The 20,666-nt window shown below is 41.3% G+C and carries 17 protein-coding genes; 13 read left to right on the top strand and 4 right to left on the bottom strand.

Annotated features, from left to right (window positions below; all coding sequences use genetic code 11):
* Positions 1 to 245 precede the first annotated feature (245 nt).
* The 10 genes from dnaA (at position 246) to NH462_RS14540 (ending at position 13,207) form a co-directional block, all read left to right on the top strand.
* Positions 246 to 1,646, top strand: coding sequence for a chromosomal replication initiator protein DnaA (gene dnaA / locus NH462_RS14585; protein WP_019647537.1), 1,401 nt, complete (start codon positions 246 to 248; stop codon positions 1,644 to 1,646).
* Between the two features lie 10 nt (positions 1,647 to 1,656).
* The gene (dnaN, locus tag NH462_RS14580; protein ID WP_253106372.1) at positions 1,657 to 2,760 is read left to right on the top strand and encodes a DNA polymerase III subunit beta; all 1,104 of its coding nucleotides are present in this window, start codon (positions 1,657 to 1,659) and stop codon (positions 2,758 to 2,760) included.
* Between the two features lie 4 nt (positions 2,761 to 2,764).
* On the top strand, positions 2,765 to 3,853 hold the full coding sequence (recF, locus tag NH462_RS14575; protein WP_253106307.1) for a DNA replication/repair protein RecF: 1,089 nt from the start codon (positions 2,765 to 2,767) through the stop codon (positions 3,851 to 3,853).
* Positions 3,854 to 3,865: 12 nt separating this feature from the next.
* Entirely contained in the window at positions 3,866 to 6,283 is a 2,418-nt protein-coding gene (gene gyrB / locus NH462_RS14570; protein ID WP_253106305.1) for a DNA topoisomerase (ATP-hydrolyzing) subunit B, read from the top strand.
* 463 nt (positions 6,284 to 6,746) lie between these two features.
* A complete protein-coding gene (locus NH462_RS14565) occupies positions 6,747 to 7,490 on the top strand; it encodes a hypothetical protein (RefSeq protein ID WP_253106303.1) in 744 nt (247 codons plus the stop codon).
* Positions 7,444 to 9,366, top strand: a complete 1,923-nt coding sequence (locus NH462_RS14560; RefSeq protein WP_253106301.1) for a Mu transposase C-terminal domain-containing protein — start codon at positions 7,444 to 7,446, stop codon at positions 9,364 to 9,366. Before NH462_RS14565 ends, NH462_RS14560 begins: the two co-directional genes overlap by 47 nt.
* Entirely contained in the window at positions 9,359 to 10,282 is a 924-nt protein-coding gene (locus NH462_RS14555; RefSeq protein ID WP_253106299.1) for a TniB family NTP-binding protein, read from the top strand. The genes NH462_RS14560 and NH462_RS14555 overlap by 8 nt, the downstream gene beginning before the upstream one ends.
* 10 nt (positions 10,283 to 10,292) lie before the next feature.
* Positions 10,293 to 12,104 (top strand): TniQ family protein, encoded by a 1,812-nt coding sequence (locus tag NH462_RS14550; RefSeq protein WP_253106297.1) that lies wholly within the window; start codon positions 10,293 to 10,295, stop codon positions 12,102 to 12,104.
* Between the two features lie 77 nt (positions 12,105 to 12,181).
* Positions 12,182 to 12,739, top strand: a complete 558-nt coding sequence (locus tag NH462_RS14545; RefSeq protein WP_253106295.1) for a hypothetical protein — start codon at positions 12,182 to 12,184, stop codon at positions 12,737 to 12,739.
* A gap of 63 nt (positions 12,740 to 12,802) precedes the next feature.
* Positions 12,803 to 13,207, top strand: a complete 405-nt coding sequence (locus NH462_RS14540; protein ID WP_253106293.1) for a hypothetical protein — start codon at positions 12,803 to 12,805, stop codon at positions 13,205 to 13,207.
* A gap of 66 nt (positions 13,208 to 13,273) precedes the next feature.
* On the opposite strand, the gene NH462_RS14535 is transcribed toward NH462_RS14540, so the two are convergent.
* The 3 genes from NH462_RS14535 to NH462_RS14525 all read right to left on the bottom strand — a co-directional run bounded on the left by NH462_RS14535 (position 13,274) and on the right by NH462_RS14525 (position 16,373).
* Positions 13,274 to 14,212, bottom strand: a complete 939-nt coding sequence (locus NH462_RS14535) for a retron St85 family RNA-directed DNA polymerase (RefSeq protein ID WP_253106290.1) — start codon at positions 14,210 to 14,212, stop codon at positions 13,274 to 13,276.
* Positions 14,212 to 15,228, bottom strand: coding sequence for a retron St85 family effector protein (locus NH462_RS14530; protein ID WP_253106287.1), 1,017 nt, complete (start codon positions 15,226 to 15,228; stop codon positions 14,212 to 14,214). Before NH462_RS14530 ends, NH462_RS14535 begins: the two co-directional genes overlap by 1 nt.
* A 578-nt stretch (positions 15,229 to 15,806) precedes the next feature.
* Positions 15,807 to 16,373 carry a hypothetical protein gene (locus NH462_RS14525; RefSeq protein WP_253106285.1) on the bottom strand — a complete coding sequence of 189 codons (567 nt, stop codon included), beginning with the start codon at positions 16,371 to 16,373 and terminating at the stop codon, positions 15,807 to 15,809.
* A 461-nt stretch (positions 16,374 to 16,834) separates the two neighbouring features.
* Between NH462_RS14525 and glyQ the strand changes: the two genes are divergently transcribed.
* From glyQ to NH462_RS14510, 3 genes are all read left to right on the top strand, one after another.
* A complete protein-coding gene (glyQ, locus tag NH462_RS14520) occupies positions 16,835 to 17,737 on the top strand; it encodes a glycine--tRNA ligase subunit alpha (RefSeq protein ID WP_010376835.1) in 903 nt (300 codons plus the stop codon).
* The gene (gene glyS, locus NH462_RS14515) at positions 17,737 to 19,806 is read left to right on the top strand and encodes a glycine--tRNA ligase subunit beta (RefSeq protein ID WP_253106283.1); all 2,070 of its coding nucleotides are present in this window, start codon (positions 17,737 to 17,739) and stop codon (positions 19,804 to 19,806) included. The genes glyQ and glyS overlap by 1 nt, the downstream gene beginning before the upstream one ends.
* 71 nt (positions 19,807 to 19,877) lie before the next feature.
* Positions 19,878 to 20,324 (top strand): hypothetical protein, encoded by a 447-nt coding sequence (locus tag NH462_RS14510; RefSeq protein WP_010376831.1) that lies wholly within the window; start codon positions 19,878 to 19,880, stop codon positions 20,322 to 20,324.
* A 68-nt stretch (positions 20,325 to 20,392) separates the two neighbouring features.
* On the opposite strand, the gene tusA is transcribed toward NH462_RS14510, so the two are convergent.
* Positions 20,393 to 20,632 (bottom strand): sulfurtransferase TusA, encoded by a 240-nt coding sequence (gene tusA, locus NH462_RS14505; RefSeq protein WP_010376829.1) that lies wholly within the window; start codon positions 20,630 to 20,632, stop codon positions 20,393 to 20,395.
* Between the last annotated feature and the right edge of the window lie 34 nt (positions 20,633 to 20,666).

The raw sequence follows: 20,666 nt of genomic DNA, 5'->3' as shown, positions 1-20,666 counted from the left end.
CTTGTGGGTAAAAAATAAAAACCTTTAAATTTCATGTGTTTATTTTTTTGCTAGGGTGAGATCTTGCTTTTTCTAAATGTCAATATTGAACTTGTGGATAAGATCACTTCATAATACCCCGCTTCCACCAGTGATTTTGTAATAAAAACTAAGTATTTCCGGCGATCCTTTCATTTAGATCTGACTATTTAGATCTGAATGCTCTATTTTTTATTCCCGGGAATCAAAACCTATTGGAGTTCAGAGTGTATCTGTCGGTTTGGCAAAGTTGTTTATATGTTTTGCAAGATGAATTGCCATCTCAGCAATTTAGCATGTGGGTAAGACCACTACAGGCAGAAAGTACTGATGATACGCTAACTATCTATGCGCCGAATCGTTTTGTATTGGATTGGGTACGAGAAAAGTATCTCCACCGCATCAATGAACTACTGATTGAGATCTGTGGTGATGAAGCACCAGAGTTGCACTTTGATGTAGGCAGCAAACCTGTGTTAGCTGCACAACCAAGTGTATCTAACGAAAAAGCCACAAGTGTAGGTCATGCGACCGATAACACGTCGATGTTGCAGGGCACTCAGCCAAAGATGGTAGAAAAAGTTGAGCCCGCTCCTAAATCTTCGCACAAGGCTAATATTAAAGAGAATTACACCTTTGATAACTTTGTAGAAGGTAAATCTAACCAGCTGGCAAAAGCCGCTGCAACGCAAGTTGCAGATAATCCAGGTTCTGCATTCAATCCCGTATTTATCTATGGTGGAACTGGTTTAGGTAAGACACACTTATTACATGCCGTGGGCAATGGTATTCTTGAACAAAAACCGGATGCAAAAATTGTTTATATGCATTCAGAGCGTTTTGTTCAGGACATGGTTAAAGCACTACAAAATAATGCCATTGAAGAATTCAAGCGTTACTACCGTAGCGTTGATGCATTGATGATTGATGATATCCAATTCTTTGCAAACAAAGAGCGTTCGCAAGAAGAGTTCTTCCATACTTTTAATGCGCTGCTTGAAGGCAACCAACAAATTATTCTAACTTCTGACCGTTACCCTAAAGAAATAGAAGGGGTTGAGGACCGACTGAAGTCGCGTTTTGGTTGGGGGTTAACTATTGCTATTGAGCCACCAGAATTAGAGACTCGCGTTGCTATCTTAATGAAGAAAGCGCAGCAAAGTAATATTAACTTGCCACACGAAGTTGCCTTTTTTATTGCGAAGAAATTACGCTCTAATGTGCGAGAGTTAGAAGGTGCGTTAAACCGCGTGATAGCTAATGCCAACTTCACTGGTCGTCCAATTTCTATCGATTTTGTTAAAGAAGCGCTACGCGATTTATTAGCGCTACAAGACAAACTCGTTACCATCGATAATATCCAGCGCACCGTGGCGGAATATTATCGAATTCGTGTTTCTGACTTATTGTCAAAACGTCGTAGCCGTTCAGTTGCAAGACCAAGACAAGTTGCCATGGCATTGTCTAAAGAACTGACAAACCACAGCTTACCAGAAATAGGTGATGCATTTGGTGGCCGCGACCATACCACCGTGTTACATGCGTGTAGAAAAGTAAAAGCACTTCGTGATGAAAGTCATGAGGTAAAAGAAGATTATCAAAACTTAATTAGAACGCTGTCTTCTTAAGGGTTAAATGATGCAAATAACGATTCCAAGAGAACTATTTTTAAAGCCACTGGTACAGGTGTCGGGTGCCATTGAGCGCAAACATACACTGCCTATTTTGTCTAATGTATTGCTAGAAGTGAAAAATGGCGCGTTACATATGACAGGTACAGATTTAGAGATAGAGCTTGTTGCATCTGTTGCCCTTGAAACCAATGTGCCAGACGCCAAGATCACTTTACCGGCAAAAAAGCTCCTAGATATTTGTAAGAGCTTGCCTGATAACTCGGATTTAGTGCTGAGTAGCCAAGAGCATCAATTGCTACTGACTAGCGGTCAAAGTCGCTTTTCTTTGACAACCTTAGCCGCTGAAGACTTCCCTAATCTTGAAGAGTGGGACGGTGAGGTTGAGTTTGCCATAACGCGTTTAGAGCTGAGAAAATTGCTAGAAGCAACGCATTTCTCTATGGCTAACCAAGACGTACGTTACTATTTAAATGGTATGTCTTTCGAAGTAGATAATAATGAAATTAAAACGGTAGCCACTGACGGTCACCGTTTGGCAATTGCGCAGCAAAAATTACCTGAGTCATTGCAAACACAACGTCAATTGATCATTCCTCGTAAGGGCGTGCAAGAGATCATGCGCTTACTGCCTGCGGATGATGAAACTATCACCATTCAATTTGGCGCTAATCATGTGCGCATCATCGACAGCGAATTTACTTTCACGAGTAAGCTGGTGGATGGGCGATTCCCTGATTATCGTCGCGTATTACCTCGTGGCGGGGACAAGTTGGTTACCGCAAATCGCGAATGGCTACGTAGTGCATTTCAGCGTGTGTCTATTCTTTCTAACGAGAAGTTTCGTGGCGTGCGATTGAATCTCAGTAATGGACAATTAAAAATTAGTGCCAATAACCCAGAGCAGGAGCAAGCTGAAGAAATTGTTGAGGTGGGTTACAAAGGAGATGATCTTGAAGTTGGTTTTAACGTTTCTTACTTATTAGACGTGTTAAATACAATAAAGTCTGAAGATGTACAATTTACGCTTTCTGATGCGAACAGCAGTGCGCTTATTGAAGCCGCTGGTGACGAACATGCAATGTATGTAGTTATGCCGATGCGTTTATAGAGTTATGAGTTTAACTCACCTTAGCCTCAATGCATTTCGAAACATTGAGGCGATGGCGCTTTCACCTAGCAATGGCGTTAATGTCATTCTCGGTGAAAATGGTAGCGGTAAAACCAGTCTGCTCGAAGCCATTTACTTTCTCTCCAGTGGTAAATCTTTCCGTACCAATCTGCAAAAATTAATGATCAAGCATGAGGCTTCTCATTGCGTTGTTCATGCTAAAAAACAACTACATAACTTGTCTATACCGCTTGGCATTAGTAAATATACCAGTGGTGAAACTAAGCTTCGAATTCAGGGGCAGGCAAGCCGGAAAGTGGCAGAATTAGCGCAGGTTTTACCTGTTCAAGTTATTACGCCTGAAAGCTATGAGCTGTTTTTTGGTGGTCCAAAAGAGCGTCGTAAGTTTCTTGATTTAGGTGTGTTCCACGTGGAACATCAGTTTTATTCCACATGGAAAATGTTCAATCAGGTGCTCAAGCAACGTAACGCTTTATTGAAATCTAAACCGAGAGATCTCCAATCCCAGCTAAGTTATTGGGATAAGGAGTTTGTACGCCTTGCTGAGCAAATAAATATGTTTAGAGAGGCTTATATAGGTAGGTTTCAGACGCATTTTTTTGATAAGATAGGGGATATAAGCCCTATTTTTAAAGGCCTTGAAATTCGCTTTCAAGCGGGCTGGAAGGGGGAACTAGCTGAGGTATTAACAAATCAGTTTGAGCGAGATGTAAAACTTGGCTATACAAGTAAAGGGCCGCATAAGGCTGACTTTAACTTTTATACTCAAGGAAACAGCGTAGAACATATTTTTTCTCGTGGTCAACTCAAGCTATTACTGTATGCACTTAAAGTAATGCAAAACAGTTTGATTGACCAAGAGAGTAATAAGCAGTCAATTCTGCTTATTGATGATTTACCTTCGGAGCTTAGTGAAGATACTAAGGTGGCGGTATCGCGTCTGTTGGCGCAATGTCAGTCACAGCTGTTTATCACTGCTATTACTCCAGAAAGTATTGCCGCCGTTATTGAACCAATGGAACGTGAAATTAAAATGTTCCACGTGGAACATGGCAGCTTAATAACAAAATAATTGGAAGAAACCATGTCGGAAAATTACGATTCGTCGAGTATTAAAGTACTTAAAGGATTGGATGCTGTAAGAAAGCGTCCGGGAATGTATATCGGTGACACAGACGATGGTACTGGTTTACATCACATGGTGTTTGAGGTCGTTGATAACTCAATCGACGAAGCACTAGCAGGATATTGTGACGATATTTTCGTAACAATTCATACCGATGGCTCTGTATCTGTTCGAGATAATGGTCGTGGTATCCCAACTTCAATTCACGAAGAAGAAGGGGTTTCTGCGGCAGAAGTTATCATGACTGTACTACATGCCGGTGGTAAATTTGATGATAACTCATATAAAGTATCTGGCGGTTTGCACGGTGTAGGTGTTTCTGTTGTAAATGCACTTTCTGAAAAACTACAATTAACAATCCGCCGTGATGGCAAAGTGCATCAGCAAAAATACACTATGGGTGTTCCAGATGCGCCGTTAGGTGTTATCGGTGAAGCGGAATCTACTGGTACAGAATTGAGATTCTGGCCAAGTGCTGAAACGTTCTCAGATACAAATTTCCATTACGATATTCTAGCTAAGCGCCTACGTGAATTATCTTTCCTTAACTCTGGTGTAAGCATCATTTTGAATGATGAGCGCGAAGAGAATAAACAAGATCACTTCAAGTACGAAGGCGGTATTCAAGCATTCGTTGCGTATCTAAATCGTAAGAAGACACCAGTTCATCAAAGTGTTTTCCACTTTTCGACTGAGCGTGATGATGGCATTAGCGTAGAAGTTTCTATGCAATGGAATGATGGTTTCCAAGAAAACATCTACTGTTTTACAAATAACATTCCTCAACGCGATGGTGGTACTCACTTAGCGGGTTTCCGTGCAGCACTTACGCGTACGCTTAACACCTACATGGAAAAAGAAGGCTTTAATAAAAAGTATAAAACCAGTGCTACGGGTGACGATGCCCGTGAAGGTTTGACTGCTGTTGTTAGTGTTAAAGTTCCTGATCCTAAGTTCTCTTCACAGACAAAAGATAAGCTCGTTTCTAGTGAAGTGAAAGGGGCTGTTGAGCAAATGATGGCTGAAAAGCTAACTGAATTCTTGCTAGAAAACCCAGGCGATGCAAAAACCGTTGTAAACAAAATCGTTGATGCTGCGCGAGCACGTGAAGCTGCACGTAAGGCCCGTGAAATGACTCGTCGTAAGGGCGTTATGGATTTAGCTGGTCTACCGGGTAAACTCGCTGACTGCCAAGAACGAGATCCTGCACTTTCTGAACTATATATAGTGGAGGGTGACTCGGCGGGTGGTTCTGCTAAGCAAGGTCGTAACCGTAAGAACCAAGCAATTCTGCCGCTCAAAGGTAAAATCTTGAACGTAGAAAAAGCACGCTTTGATAAGATGCTTTCTTCTCAGGAAGTGGCAACACTAATTACTGCATTAGGCTGTGGTATTGGCCGTGATGAATATAACCCTGAAAAGCTAAGATATCACCGCATCATCATCATGACCGATGCGGACGTGGATGGTTCACACATCCGTACGCTGCTACTGACTTTCTTCTATCGTCAAATGCCAGAGATCATCGAGCGCGGTTATGTCTATATTGCTCAGCCACCACTATATAAAGTAAAGAAAGGTAAGCAAGAGCGCTATATTAAAGATGATAATGCACTAACTTCATACCTAACGACATTAGCACTTAACGATGCTGCATTATACCCAGCAGAAGGTGCTGAGCCAATTTCTGGTAACAAGTTAGAAAACTTAGTGCATGATTATCAAAATACGATTGATATCATTGAGCGTTTAAAGCGTAAGTATCCGTCTTCAATCATGAACCGTCTGCTTTATCACCCAGAGCTAACCGAGTCAGACTTATCTGATGAAGCAAAAGTAACGGCGTGGACTGAAAACTTGGTTGCTGATCTTGTGAAGAAAGACGAAGACGCCACTATCTTCAACGCAGAAGTTGCATTTGATGAAGAGCGCCACATGTATTATCCGGTGATCAATATTCGTCAGCACGGTGTTGATAAAGCACATACCTTGAACTTCGACTTTATTACATCTAAAGATTATGTCCGCATTGCGAACACGGGTCGTCAGATTGGTAGTTTGATCAGCGAAGGCGGTTATGTACAGCGTGGTGAGAAGACTCAAGCAATCGAATATTTTGAGGCTGGTCTTGAATGGCTTATCTCAGAGTCTAAGCGTGGCTTGTATACACAACGCTATAAAGGATTGGGTGAGATGAACCCTGACCAACTTTGGGAAACAACGATGGATCCAGGTGCTCGCCGTATGCTACGTGTGACCATTGAAGATGCCATTGCTGCAGACCAATTGTTTGCAACCTTGATGGGTGACCAAGTTGAACCTCGTCGAGAGTTTATCGAAACAAATGCACTGAGAGTTGTTAACTTAGACGTGTAAACTCAAACATTGTGGGATCTCATAATTCATAGCAGTGTGTCTCATAGCCGTGAAATAAAATCTCACAATTCGTGAAAGTTACTAAGAAGCCATCCTAATTAGGATGGCTTTTTTATGCCTGAAATTTAGTGAAGTAATAACACATAGCAAAGTAGCGTAAATGTATGAATTCATACATTTTAAGCTTTTGATATGTATGAACTTTTTATAGAGATTAATTCAAAAACTGGGTATTTATTGGTAATATAGACAGATGGACAAACTAAAAAGTAAGGCGAATATGAAAATATTGAAGAGGATTTAACAGGGCAAACCAAAAGGGTTTGGAAAGCCCCGTCAAAAAGAAATAGTCAAACTATCTCCATAGCAAGAATAGTATGACATCTCTAATTTGACCGCGCAACTGAACCCTTACATGAAAAATCAATGATTTAAGTCATTACCATTTTGGTAAGGGGTTACTATGTCTGTAAAAACAGTAGATTACGCTGAAGTGCGTGATCCAAAAACTAATGGAAAAAATTTTTCATTAGTCGCTTCGAGTGGACGAGTCAGAGAGCCTGTTACTCGTTCAAAAGGGCGAGTGGTCGGTCGCTTTCCCTCTGCAAAAAACCAAGCATCCATTTCTTGGGAGTCACAACTTGAGCTTAAAGCCATTAGGTTACTCGAGTACTGCGATAGTGTTGTGTCGTATCGAGAGCAGCCTAGACTCTTCAGCTTTTTAATTGATGGCGTGCAAAAGCGTTACTATCCTGACTTTGAAGTTATTTTAAGTTGTGGCCAGCGCATCTATGTTGAAGTGAAACCAAAGAGGAGGCTGTTAAGTCAGCCTATAAAAGCAAAGTACTTAGCCATAGCTGATGCACTTGAGGAGCTAGGTGAAATACTTTGTTTTATCACCGACTCACACGTTGCAAATGATGCCTTACAGCAAAACATCACGCTTATCCATCCGTACAACCAAGTTGATATTAAACAAGAGGATATTGAGCTACTGAGGGTTACTTTCAAAGAAAGTGAGACAAGCTTTGGCGCACTTATCTCATCGGGTGTTGCTTTGAAAACGCTCTATTCAGCAATCGCAAAAGGCCTGATAACAATAGACTTATTAAGCCTGATCTCATTAGAAAGTAATTGTATATACAATGAGGAGGGGCACCATGAGAACCGTATCTTTACATGCTGGTTTGCATCTGACCTTAGATAAAGCGGATTATCTTATAGATAGAATCGTTGATGACAAATGCTACTTGGTTGCCCTTAAAGATGGCTCACTACTTATCGAATCTAAATATGCGCTGCGAGATATGCATAGTAATGGACGTGTCATTCTGCATGGAACGCTGCGTAAACAAACCACTAAAAAATCCGCAGATCTATCAACGTTGAGTGATGAACAAAAAGCGCAACTTGAGATCAGGCTTGTGTATTTACAAAGTGTGGTTCGTTGGCTTGGTAGTAAGCCAACAACAAAAGGGATTGAAGATGTGGTCGACTGTATTCACTCTGAGCTGAAAGGGGCGAAACCCTCGGCGAGCACGGTGTACAGATGGTGGCGTAAATGGGAAAGCTCAAGCCATGATCCAATGAGTTTAGTTAATAAGAAGTCTGGCTCTTCAACGTCTCGAAAGTTCAGTCGGCATGTAATACAAGCATTTAATGAGGTGGTTGAAGAGATATATTTAAACCGTCAGTGCAGACCAAAATCAGAGGTATACGATGCCTTCCTCATTCGGCTTAACAAGATGAAAATGACTGGACTTTACGAAGTTGAGATATGCACACCAAGCCGAGCTCAGTTTTATCGCATGTTTAATTCATTAGATAAGTTTGATGAGATGGCTGCCCGAAAGGGTAAATACGCAGCAGAGAAACATTTTCGGATTGCAGGGGCTGGGCCCGTTGTAACGCGAATCTTAGAGCGAGTTGAAGTTGATCACACACCACTTGATGTTTTTGCTGTTGATGGGCAAGCCAAAACAGTTGTTGGCCGGCCAACCTTTACGGTGTTGTTAGATTATTTCTCAAAGATGATCTTAGGGTTCTATGTAAGCTTAGAGCCTCCTTCAGAAATATCTGTGATGCATGCACTGAAAAATGCGGTGTTTACTAAAGATTACTGTAATGAGATGAGCAGAGTTAAAGAGCGCTGGGAGAGCTTCGGAGTGCCGCACACTTTGATATGTGATAACGGTCTTGAGTTTCATTCAGGTAACTTAAGGCGAGTATGCAAAGAGCTAATGATTAATTTGCAGTTTTGTCCGAAAAAGCAGCCACATTACAAGGGCGCTGTTGAGCGCTTTATAAAAACAATGAATCTATCTACGAGCCATAACTTTCCCGGTACAACGCGCTCGAATGCCAACGACAGAGGTGACTATCAATCGATGGAGGAAGCGATATTCACCCTGAATGACATTAATAACCGCATTCATGAATGGATCATCAATATTTACCAGAATCGAGTTCATAGAGCGACACACAGAACACCGGTAGGGCTTTGGCTAGAAGGGCTCGGTGTAGTTGAACCGCTATTGCCAGAAAGCAAAGAGCAGTTTGATATCGCACTATGTAAGGAGGCTACACGTACCCTCAGTCACAAAGGTGTTGAGATAAATAACCTGCTTTACAACAGTACCGAACTTGGATTACTTCGTCATAAAAATCGTGTTGAATCAGTCAGTGTTCGTTTTGATCCGATGAACATGGGGCATATATGGGTATTAAATGAAACCGAGAGTCCACCGTATTTTTTTAAAGTTAGTTGTACAAAATCAGATTATGCAGACGGACTAACAAAACGTACGCATAAGGCAATTATTGCCGAGCAAAAAACAAAGGGCATAAAAGATTTTAGCCAACAAAAGTTACTTGAATATAAACATGAGTTTATGGAGCAAGTGACTAAGGATGTGAAGGGTAAAAGTTACCGCAAGCGAGTCAAAGCGGCTCGTTATTCTATTTCTAAAGATAATAGCCAGTCAGAACCATTGAGCAAGCGCTTTAGTTCAGGAGAAAACAACTCTCTTACCAATGATGGTGCACTTTACCGGTTTAAGGTGGAAGGGGCTGACGATGAATAAGGCAGAATACATCGCCGTAGTTAAAAGGCTCAGAGGAATGGTGATCGTACACCCCAATTACGAGAAAGTAATGAAGGAGCTCACCAGCTCATTTGAATTGCATAGAGACACGGGAATTGCGCAAAACCTGTTGTGTACAGGGCCATCAGGCTCAGGAAAGACGACATTAATTCATCAGCTTAAAAAGAAGTATGGCAGTATTGAAGATGATGAATATCAAAGCCCGATCATCGTTGTTAATACACCACCGCAACCGAACATAAAGAACTTTGCCGAAGCATTTTTGGCCGCATTGGAGGACCCATTTACTAAATCAGGTAACACAATACAAAAGACTAACCGGATCACAGAAGTGATGAAAATGAAGCAAACACAAATGCTCATTGTTGATGAGCTACAACACTTCGTTGAGCACGGACGAGGTATCACACTCAGGGGCGTATCTGATTGGCTCAAAAGTGTTATTGATACAGCGCAGGTATCTACCGTACTAATGGGGCTTGATAAGGCCGAGGAAGTGTTGAAAGCGAATGAACAAATAAGAAGGCGCTTTAGCCAAACTTTGCGTCTCGAACCATTCACTATTGACAGTAAGGCTGAGGCTAAAAAGTTTGCATCGGTCATCCGAATACTTGATGAACAAATAGGGCTACCTGAAAAAATAAAATTGGGTGATGAAAGTATTGTTCGCTTTTATTACGCGACTAATGGCCTAATAGATTACCTTGTAAAGCTAATGGTTGGTGCGAGTGAGTTACTATATTCTCAGAACAGAGAAAGGATTGATAACAATGTACTCGCTGGTGCTTTTCAAAAGTATATTTGGCGCGATTGTAAAGATAGCCAAAACCCTTTTCACAAAGGTTTTATCGAGCAGCGCTTAGATAAGCAAAACATGCCGTTTTTTGTTGGGTAATGGGACGAGCATGGATAACAAAATAAGCAGGCCCGCGATTTGTATTCCCCTGGCAGATGATGAATCTGCCATAGGTTACTTTAAGCGCCTGGCCGACATCAACGTAGTCGACCCTAACGATTTAGTGCTCCCAATCAGGTGCAACTCATTATTTGCCAAAAATTTGCAGCCCGTACTCGAAGAAAACAAGTGGATTGAGTTTAGTGCAGCGCGCCACAACATGCTTGTTGAAATGTCAAAGCTGAACTTTAAGCACTTAAGCAAGCAATTGAAGTATTGCCCATTATGCTTGCGAGAGGGTGAGGCGTGGCAAAATGGCTGGCACTTTCTATGTTCCGCAGCATGTATCAAGCATGCCGTCTGGTTGCTTGATACTTGCCGATATTGTGGCAAAACATTAAGTCTTGCGCGTACGTCCTTTCACCATTGCCGTAGCTGTGGCTTTGACATGCGACGTGCCACATCACAAACTCAGAAGTGTCCTGAAGAGGTTATTGCGCTGCAGTGCTTTTTGGAGGGTAAGCCTCTACCTAGTACATCAATGCCTTTGCTATGGACGGACTTTAGTGAGCTTACTCTTGAGGAGCGTTCAGAGCTTTTGCAGTTATTCGTCCGGTTTCAGCCTCAACCTGACGGTAGTATGAGGCAGGTGTACAAATATCTAAGTAACAAAGACTCGGCCAAAGTATGCCTACATGAGGTAGCTCATTCACTATTTGGTGGCTATGTGGGGTTATGGAACTATCTATGTGCCTTAAAGATATTTGATGAAGGTGCAGTAAGTTCAAGGTTTACGAAGTTCTACAGAACTTTTTATAACTTGTGTACTCATGCGTGCTTTGAGCCATACAAAGAAGTTATTGAGCAGTTCATCAACAATCACTGGCATAAAGCCCTGTCAAAACGAAACAACTTATTTGCTAGCAAAACGATTCAAACTCATCCTTGGGTACCGCTACAACAAGCTTGTCGAATGTATGGTCTTTCCAAGCGAACTTTGCGTCGCGCCGTTGCTGACGGAATGCTTACCGGCAAAGTAGAGAAAAAGGCATGTAACACCTCCATTTTGATTTATAAGCCGGATATAGAGAGAAAGGTTATTCGTTTAAAAGATGTGTTGAATGCTGCTGAGGCTGCCACCTTACTTGGTGTGACTAAAGCACAATTTAAACAGTTAAGGGATGCGGGTACATTCAAGCAGTTCTCGTCTCCTGAAGCGGATTATTGCAGCACATGGCAATTCTCGAAAATGGAAATTGAGTCGTACATGGAAATGGTGTTGAGGCACACAGCTGTCGTTCAGTCAGATTACCTGTGTATACCTGACATCATGCGAGCGTATGGTCACAAGTGCGAAAACTTGCTATCTAAGTTGCTTGAGGCGGTTGAAGCCAATGAACTTATTGCAAAACAGTTCAGTGCCAAACCCAGTGTTAGGTCATTAGCGATTAAAAAGAGTGACTTGCTTCATTGGCTCGATACCACCTTGCCAACGAACCACCATTACTCGGTTCCTCGCGTAGCCAAGCTACTCGGGGTCAATCAGCAGTTTACCTATGAATTAGTGCATTATGGCTTGTTGCATAGCGATGAAACTGGCCATGGTTACGACATAACAGATGAACACCTCATGGCTTTTCATATCGAGTATGTGTTGTTGTCAAAGCTGTCTAAATCGACCGGCGTCAATTCACGTAACCTCATAAAGCACCTTATGAATTATGAGATCTACAGTGTAGACAAAGACTGGCCAGTTAAGCTTAGGCAAAAGGTATATCGGAGGGAGGACGTGGAAGCATTGGAGTGGTTGGCTGGACTTTGACAAATACATTCATTTGCGCCTTAAATGGAGGGTGACGAATAACGAATGATAAGAATCAACGTAAAGGAATTAAATGTATGATCTCAAGTTATCGTGACCCATACGGGAATATCAACGCTCTGTTCAAAGTGCCAACGGCAAGGGCTGGGGATGTCTACATGACGCTTCGCGATTGCTCAGGGGATGGTGAGGAACATTCCATCGTTTTCATCGACTCTGATAAATTCATTGAGCTATGGAGAAACGAACCATATAGCTTAGAGCGTGCGCTATCACACGGTAATGAAACAACTTGGCGTAATGACTATAAATTTAATCGAGCGCAACAGGGGTTTAGCGTTGGAAGTAAGAACCCTGTACCAGTAGCCAATGTCGTTTGCTATCAAACCAAAAGTCATCATATTACTTATGAGCGTAAGATGCTTATATTTAAGAGAATCAAAGAAGTGAAAGAAATAACATTTCCTTATATGGCTATCGATGACGGTGTGACGAGAACGATTTGGCTACTTGCAAACGGTGCGAGCAGAATTCCAATTCAGGTTCCTACCTCTTGTATTCAATGGTTAAGTCAATATGAAAAGGATGGTGCTTTGAGCCATATGAAATTGTCGGAGATCTATGAGTCGATATAGGGTGGATCCAGTTCCAAGAGTTTAGCTATTTGTATAAATCTAAGTTGAGGAGGAGTTTTTACATTGGAAGTATTTAAGAGCATATCAAAAACATATAACAAAATTTGCTACAACAATTGTTGGCGACTTATTAGAGCATATATCTATTTTTTATTATCTATACTTACAGCCTTTAGCGCATATAGTGGTTGGTGTTACTACGGTGATGATCCCGCAGCTTGGTTCGGGCGAAGCGGTGCAATAGTTACTTTATGGGCCGCGATGGGGGAGTCACTACTTGCTGCATTTGGAATCGGTTCAATTATTCAAGGGATAAGTGAAAGAAATACAGCCGCGTTTAGAAGAAGAAATGATGCTCTAATTAGGTTAGGCCAACTCTTTGGTGGTATTTTGATAGTGTTGGGTACCTTAATCTGGGCTTATGGAGACTTGTTACATAAGAACTTTTCTAGTTATGGTTCACAGTAATAGGAACCAAAGAACATTCGCATATTTAGTCTAAAAGTAATATCAAAGCCGTTTAAACTTAACTGATTAATCATCCAAAGAAAAATTTTGAATTTGTCTAATGTGTTCATCGCCGTATTTCTTCTTCAATTTTATTATAAAATCAGGTTCAATGTGCTTTGCAAAACCCAAATAACCTTTTAGCTTTAACGTTTCATCAGGAGGTAGCTGATTATTGCAGTATTGGAAAACAGCGGCGCGGATTCGACGTTTTCTATCTCTACCAATAGAAAGCTTATTTTCACTGCTCAGAGTAACTCCAGTGACATGTCTGTTATGCGCTTTTGATGTATGTACGGTCTTGTCTCTATTTACCTTTATATCTTTACCAAAATGAGTTCTTAGGGTAGAACGCACGAGCTTTTCAATATCCTTTAATACATTTTCCTTGTTTGTGCTAAAGGTTAAATCATCCGCATATCTCGTATACTTAATCATATTTCTTTTGCAATAATCAGCTACTTCGTGGTCAAAAAAATACATAATTGCATTTGAAATGAATGGGGAACTCGGAGCTCCTACGCTCAACCTAAGAGGGCTATTACGCTGTAACTTCCAAAAAAATAACTGTGAAATCAAGAATTTATCTTTGGTGCCATATTCAAAATTATGTTTGTCCAGTATTTCAAAAAGGATGCAAGGGCTGATCGAATCAAAAAAACTCTTTAAATCCATTTTTAGCATATATCTTGAGTTTAAATGAACCATTGCATTCTGTTTTATACCTCTCCCTTCACAATAGGCCATTGCAGCTGAGTGAATGGGAATTTTTTTCTTTAGTTCATTGACTGCAAATGTTTGCAGTTTTTTTACCGCTCTAGCTGGTTGAGCAATCTGCCGATAGTCATTGCTATTCCGTTTCTTTATATGAAACCTTTTGTATCGAAATGGAACGGTTTGAAGATATGAAGTAAACTCTGTGTCACTCAAAAGCAGCAAGTCATTAATTAACTTAAATAAACTCATTATTTCTTGCTCCTGAAACTTGAAATTTTCTTGAATGCATTTAATCTTTTCTTCGCGACTTCACTTGAATCTTTGCTCAGCTCAGGAATGATAGATGTCCTGACTTGCATTTGTAAATCAGCGTGACTAACAGTCTTACTTTTTATGGTCTTACCAAACCTAATTTTTGTGAGGTTTGTATCAAGAACATAATAATATTTCGTTCCGCTATACTCATAAAAGGAAGCTAGTTTAAACTTCTCCAACAGATACAGTGATCTCTCTATATCTTTGGAAGAGACATCTATGTCCAAACAAATGAAACACATTTCAATCTCATGAAACTTAGGGACTTCACATAGCTTTATAATGTCATGAGTTAGAAGGGCGATGTGTCCAGAGTTCATTCCGTCAAACTTTTCTTGATTTTTTAGAGAACAAAGCTTTTTTTGAATATCCGAAGCAATGAACTCTAATTCGTCATACTGCAAAACGTTTGGATCTGCCCAAGGGTATGCTTGGACTGAGCTTTTATTTCTGTTCTTCAAACTTTGCATCGCTCCTAGATAGATAAACGATGAATATGCAGGAGTGTTATTTTTGGCTTCTAGTTCTTCTGATGGAACGAAAACTAAAATTCTGTCCTTTAGTTCTTTACGATTACAAAAAAGGCCCAGTTCGACTAGCGAGCCTGCACTTTCTAGGAAAATAACTACTAAAGAGGCGATACTGGCAATATCGTCTTCAAATTTCATTAAATCATCGTAAATACTATTTTTAAAATAGTCTTTGAAGTCTTCGGCTGCTATCAGGTGGTCGATAATTTGTGGAGGATCATCTTTATCATTTTTCGTATTTGCTACTTTTGCAAAATGGTCAAATACTCTTTGTCTTACACTTTCTGCGATTCCTAAACCATTTATAGGTCCGCCGCATACAAAAATAATAGGTGGTTTAGAAAAGTTTACTACAAAGTTGTTATGGTTAAGCTCACTGAATATAGCTTCAACTGTTTCATTGTAATTTTTTGTGCTCATCAGTCTAATAAAACCGCTTATAGTAAATGAACAAGGCAACCTTTTAGGCTGCCTTGTTTACTAAACCTTTACCTATAGGATGCGCTGAAGACTTTTCGTGCGCTCCTGAGGAACGAAGGATCGTGCGGAAAGTGCTGAAGCGCAACCCTAAATATCCTCAATAAAATTCTGTCTGGCGATACGCCCGACAAGTTTTGATTAAACAAAACCAACGCGTAAAGGATATAAAAAGACTATCGTTAAAGGTTTCATAAAGCAATGTTTATTGCTTAATTTTTATATAAAGAGGTGCTTCTGCTTCCAGTGCTGCGAGCTTATGTTTCATGTATCTAAAGCAGAGCAAATATGTGCTAAACTTTCTATTTGCGTTGGAGTGAACTAAAAGTCGGCTTATCCCTTTGTCGTCATATTCCGGAAGTGAATATTTCATTGACTACATTGCCAAAACATACTCAGAAGCAAATATTTAGGTTTTGCACTAAGTTCTGTATCTGTAAGAAGGGCGTTTGAAAAGTTAGTTTGATTATTCCGAAACTAACTTTAGCGAATATATGTCTATGCTTGAGGTTGGTAGTCTTTTATAAGTGATTATATTTACTTGTGATTATCAGTTCTTTACCGCACTTGTTAATATCTACAGACTTCCAGCTCTTTTGTGCTGCTAGTATATCCCAGCCTAAAATGGCATGGCCTATTCGCCCTAGGTCTCTTGGGTAGCTATTTTGTTGGAGCAATTGTTCTAGCAAATCACTTGATACAGAGACATCAACGATGTTTAACAGTAACTCAGTATACCGCTCAATTGTCATAGGCTGACTAGCAACTTGACTAAAAACATAGCGTATCATTGCAGACTGCCACAGTTCATGCTCGAACAAAGAGAATAAAAGCTCTTTGGGATTTATCTCAACAAACATTTTGCCATCATAGGCATCCGTAATAATTGCTTGTGGCCCGCCAACGAATACTCGTCTTTTATTTATAATATTCTTACCAATATTGCCTTTAAGCTGGCAGCGCAATTTTGCGTTTGGTCCATCGAGTGCTATCTCGATTTCTAAACGCTCATACAAAGTTTCTAGGTCGTAGGTTGAGCCATTATAATCCGACAGTTTAGAAATTAGAGATTGCTTTATTTCATTCATTCCGATTTCCCTATGGTTGTTCATAAACAATCACTACCCAAAAACATGCAGTGCGAATACATAGGATACTAGCATGTTGAATCGGTAATTTTAGCCCGAGCAGTGCTTTTCAAGTATGTGTAACTGGTTAGGCTTAGACTGCACTGTGTTAAGACGCTATCGCGAACGATGAGAATAAGCCTAGATTATTTCAAAGATCATGAGAAAACGTTCACCCAATATTTTCTCACAATCCTTGCCAATGCTTTAATCTACATGGATGTTATTGTCACTAATTGTGAGATCTCACAAACATCTAGTAAAAAGGAGGGATTTTCCCTCCTTTTTTTATGCTTTAAAGCTTAAAACCCTTCTGCGCTCGCGGTATACTGAGCATAATTTTCAATCATTGAATCTAGCGTGAGCGCCAAATTACTGAAGGCGTTTACATACGATAAGTACCAGATAAAAATAAGCCAACTATGCAAAAATACGATATCAAAACCTTCCAAGGTTTGATCCTGGCTTTACAGGATTACTGGGCGCAGCAAGGCTGTGTTGTAGCTCAACCTTTAGATATGGAAGTTGGTGCGGGTACATTCCACCCGATGACCTTCCTTAAGTCCATTGGTCCTGAGCCAATGTCGAGCGCATACGTACAACCTTGTCGCCGCCCGACGGATGGTCGTTATGGTGAAAACCCTAACCGTCTTCAGCATTACTACCAATTCCAAGTTGTATTGAAGCCATCGCCTGAGAATATTCAGGAGCTCTACCTAGGCTCTCTAGAAGCGTTGGGCATTGATACATTAACGCACGAAGTGCGCTTTGTTGAAGATAACTGGGAGTCACCAACGCTAGGTGCTTGGGGATTAGGTTGGGAAGTATGGTTGAATGGCATGGAAGTGACTCAGTTTACTTACTTCCAGCAAGTTGGCGGTATTGAATGCTCACCGGTAACGGGTGAAATTACGTATGGTTTAGAGCGCCTTGCGATGTATATACAAGGTGTAGATAGCATTTATGATCTCGTTTGGACTGATGGTCCAATGGGGCGCGTAACTTACGGTGACGTGTTCATGCAAAACGAGATCGAACAGTCGACATATAACTTTGAATATGCGGATGTAGAGGCATTATTTAAGCAGTTTGACCAGTGTGAAAAAGAAAGCGAAAAGCTAATCGAAGCAGGGCTTCCTTTACCAGCTTATGAGCAGGTAATGAAGGCATCTCATGCATTTAACCTGTTAGACGCACGTCATGCTATCTCAGTAACTGAGCGTCAGCGCTATATATTAAGAGTTCGTGCTTTATCAAAAGCCTGTGCACAGGCTTACTATGACGCACGTGAAGCACTTGGCTTCCCGCTTTGTAAGGATAAATAATGTCGACTGAAAACTTACTCGTAGAAATTGGTACTGAAGAGCTACCACCAAAGGCGTTACGCAACCTTGCTGAGTCATTCGCAGAAAATACTAGGCAAGAGCTTGAAGCATTAGAGCTTAGCCATGAAGGCGTGAGCTGGTATGCATCACCTCGTCGCTTAGGCATTCAAGTTAAAGCATTACAAACGCAACAAGCCGATAAAGTGGTTGAAAAGCGTGGTCCAGCTATTCAGGCGGCATTTGACGCCGATGGTAACGCGACTAAAGCGGCGCTAGGTTGGGCTCGTGGTTGTGGTATTGATATTAATGATGCTGAGCGTTTAGAAACTGACAAGGGTACTTGGCTGCTACACAAAGCGAAAGTAGAGGGGCAACAGACCTTAGCGTTACTAAGCGATGTGATCAACAAAGCACTGGCTAAGTTACCTATTCCAAAGCCGATGCGCTGGGGTGCGAACAAGACGCAATTTATCCGTCCTGTGCATACCGTAGCTGCACTACTTGGTAGTCAACAAGTTGAAGGTGAAGTGCTAGGTAAAGCTATCAGCAATGAGCTGCAAGGACATCGTTTCCATCACCCAGAGCGTGTTCGTGTTGAACATGCTGATGATAGTCATGCAGTGCTAAAAGGTGCATACGTTATTGCGGATTACGAAGCACGTAAAGCGTTAATTCGTAGTCAGATTGAAGCTGAAGCTGAAAAGCTCGGCGCGCAAGTAGCGATGGATGAAGATCTTCTTGAAGAGGTTACATCACTAGTCGAGTGGCCAGTAACTTTAGTTGCTTCGTTTGAAGAAGCTTTCTTGCAAGTGCCTGATGAAGCACTTATCTACACCATGAAAGACGACCAAAAGTACTTTCCACTGTTAGATAAGCAAGGCAACTTGATCAACAAGTTCCTGTTTGTTTCTAACATTGAAAGTAAAGATCCAAGGGTGGTGATCTCGGGTAACGAGAAAGTGGTTCGCCCGCGTCTGGCAGATGCTCAGTTCTTCTTTGAAACGGATAAGAAGAAAACGCTCGAAAGCCGTCTTGAGTCACTTGATTCAGTGTTATTTCAGAAGCAGCTTGGCACACTAAAAGACAAGTCAGAGCGTATCTCGGCACTCGCTGGTTTTATTGCGGAGCAGCTTGGTGCTGATAAGGCACTAGCAGAGCGTGCGGGTTTACTAAGTAAAACCGATTTAATGACTGAAATGGTCATGGAATTTACTGACGTTCAGGGCGTGATGGGTATGCATTACGCGCGCATTGATGGCGAAGCGGAAGAAGTCGCGCTAGCACAAAATGAGCAATATATGCCGCGTTTTGCTGGTGATAATCTACCGTCTAACCCAATCAGTTTTGCTGTGGCGCTTGCGGATAAGTTTGATACTTTGGTTGGCATTTTTGGTATCGGCCAAACACCAAAAGGCGATAAAGACCCGTTTGCACTGCGTCGTGCTGCCATTGGCGCATTGCGTATTATGGTAGAAAAAGAACTACCATTAGACATTCAGGATATCGTTGCCAAAGCAATGACGTTATTCGGTGATAAGCTAAGCAATGCAAATGTTGCCGATGAAGTGGTTGAGTTTATGTTAGGTCGTTTCCGTGCCTGGTACCAAGATGAAGGTATCAGCGTGGATGTGATCCAAGCAGTACTTGCAAGACGTCCAACGAGCCCAGTTGATTTTGATCGCCGAGTAAAAGCGGTTAGTCACTTTAGAACGTTGGCGGAAGCTGAAGCGTTAGCTGCTGCCAATAAGCGTGTAAACAACATTTTAGCGAAGAATAACGTCGCGTCAGAAGCTGCGGTGGAGAGTTCACTCCTGCAAGAAGAAGCTGAGCAAACATTGGCTGCACAAGTTGCTGCGTTAACTGCTGAGCTTGCACCTGTTTACGCTGAAGGTGATTATCAAACTGCACTGACGCGTTTAGCAAGTTTACGTGAAGCAGTAGATAACTTCTTTGATAATGTTATGGTAATGGCGGACGATGAAGCGGTTAAAGCCAATCGTTTAGCACTACTTGGTCAGTTAAGTAAGTTATTCCTTAATACTGCAGATATTTCAGTGTTACAAAATTAATTGCTGATACAAAAGCCAGCAATTGCTGGCTTTTTGCTGATTGGTAAAAGCAAGTAAAAGGCTGTCTAGCTATGATTAAAAAACAAGGGGCAATGGCGATTGCGCTATTAGCACTTACCGCTTGTAGTAGTAACTTTCAATTGCCAACAACGTCAACTTCACCGGTTGTTGCTGGTGAGTTGGATAAGACAATGTATTTACGCGGTGACTTCACTCTGTGGGATGCCGAACCTCAGTATCGCCTTGAAGAAACACAACCGGGGATCTACGCAACAAAAGCAAGATTCATGAGCCCAGGTAAAGTGTATGAATTTAAAATTGCTGATGAGCAGTGGAGTGAAGGCTACAACTGTGGCTATAAGAGTGAAGGGCAGTTAACGCTAGGGCAACCGCTGGTCGCGGATTGTAACACGGTGTATAACTACTTTAGTTTCAAGCCAAGTAAAAAAGGTTGGTACGAGATCCGCTTAGATTATCGTAATCCTCGCTCACCAAAGGTGGTGATTGTAAAATCTTAAAAAAGCGGCATCCGCCGCTTTTTTATTGTCTATGACTCATGAGTTCAAACAGTGTGTGAAAGAGGAGATCACTGACCTTTCTTAATCACATATTTGTAAGGAGATTCAGCCACTGCTTTGGCAACCAAAGTGTGATCCATAAATTCACAGAAGCTCGGAATGTCTCTTGTCGTTGATGGATCATCTGCGATAACTAACAACGTCTCACCTAAGTTCATCCGTCTCACCATGCCTCTAATCATCATTACCGGCTCCGGACAACGTAAGCCTACTGCATCTAAGGTATGGTCGGTATTATCAAAACTCATAGTGGGTGGCCTTGTTAGTTATTGTTAGTTACGT

It is taken from the genome of Pseudoalteromonas sp. OANN1, assembly GCF_024124685.1.
Taxonomy (GTDB): domain Bacteria; phylum Pseudomonadota; class Gammaproteobacteria; order Enterobacterales; family Alteromonadaceae; genus Pseudoalteromonas; species Pseudoalteromonas piscicida.
Note: the sequence above shows the minus strand (reverse complement) of the source record. Positions and strands in the feature narration are given on the sequence as shown.